Below are 1,431 nucleotides of genomic sequence, written 5' to 3' on the forward strand. Positions count from 1 at the left end.
GTCGGGCGATCCGACGTTCCAGGAGCTGCTGGCCAGGGTGCGCGGTGCGGACCTGGCGGCGTTCGAGAACCAGGACCTGCCGTTCGAGCGGCTGATGGAGATCCTTGATCCGCCCCGATCCCGTGCCCGCCACCCGCTGTTCCAGGTCATGGTGTCCTTCGACGCCACCTCGGGGGTGTCCTTCGACGTGCCGGGCCTGCACGCCGCGGAGTACGCCGTGCGGGGGCGGGAGTCGGCCAAGTTCGACCTGAACTTCGAGCTTCGCGAGCAGTACGACGACGGCCGGCCCGCCGGGATCACGGGTGTGGTCGAGTACGCCACCGACCTGTTCGACCGCGGCACGGCAGAGGCGCTCGCCGCACGGCTCGTGCGGGTCGTGGAGCAGCTGGTCTCCGATCCCGGCCTGCGCGCGAACCAGGTCGAGGTGCTGACCGCCGGCGAACGGGAACTGCTGCTCACCGGCTGGAACCCCGGCGCCCGTGCGGTTCCGGACGCCACCCTGCCCGCGTTGTTCGAGGCACGCGTCCGGCAGCACCCGGACGCGGTCGCGGTGACGTGCGGCGGCGATTCGCTGACCTACGCGGAGCTGAACGCTCGCGCGAACCGGCTCGCCCGCACGCTGGTGGAGCGCGGTGCCGGGCCGGAACGGTTCGTGGGCGTGATGCTGCCCCCGTCCACCGCCATGATCGTCGCCGTGCTGGCGGTGGTGAAGGCCGGAGCCGCCTACCTCCCGATCAACCCGGCGCTGCCGCGGCAGCGGATCGACCTGATGCTCGACGACGTCGAACCCGTGCTGGTGATCACCGAGGACGTGGTGGCCGACGGGTCTGCCGCCGACCTCACCGACGACGAGCGGATCTCCCCGCTGCGGCAGGGAAATCCGGCGTATCTCATCTTCACCTCCGGCACGACCGGGCGCCCGAAGGGCGTGGTGGTCCCGCACCGCAACGTCGTGAGCCTGATGCGCGGCACCGAGGACCTGTACGGCTTCGGCACCGGCGACGTCTGGGCGATGGTGCACTCGCTCGCATTCGACTTCTCGGTGTGGGAGCTCTGGGGCCCGTTGCTGCACGGCGGCCGCCTCGTCGTGGTGCCAGCGGACGTCACCCGGTCGCCGGCGGACCTCGCCGACCTGCTGGCCGCGGAACGGGTGACGGTGCTGAACCAGACGCCGTCCGCGTTCTACGAGCTGATCCGCACCGGACGACGTGATCTTCCGCTGCGCTGGATCGTCTTCGGTGGCGAGGCGCTGTCGTTCGAGCGCGTCCAGGAGTGGTACGCGACGAGGCCGGACAGCGCGGCGCGGCTGGTCAACATGTACGGCATCACCGAGACCACCGTCCACACCACCGTTCTGGAGCTGGACGCGGACGTGGTCAGCGGGGCTCGCAGCGCCATCGGCAGGGCGATCGCGGGGCTCGCGGTGTACGT

General features: G+C 71.0%; 1 protein-coding gene. It reads left to right on the top strand.

The genetic code is table 11. The features are described 5' to 3' along the window. The coding region (locus tag UK23_RS28385) for a non-ribosomal peptide synthetase (RefSeq protein ID WP_045314722.1) at nt 1-1,431 on the top strand (1,431 nt) is incomplete at both ends.

The sequence above is a fragment of the Lentzea aerocolonigenes genome (genome assembly GCF_000955955.1).
Taxonomy (GTDB): domain Bacteria; phylum Actinomycetota; class Actinomycetes; order Mycobacteriales; family Pseudonocardiaceae; genus Lentzea; species Lentzea aerocolonigenes_A.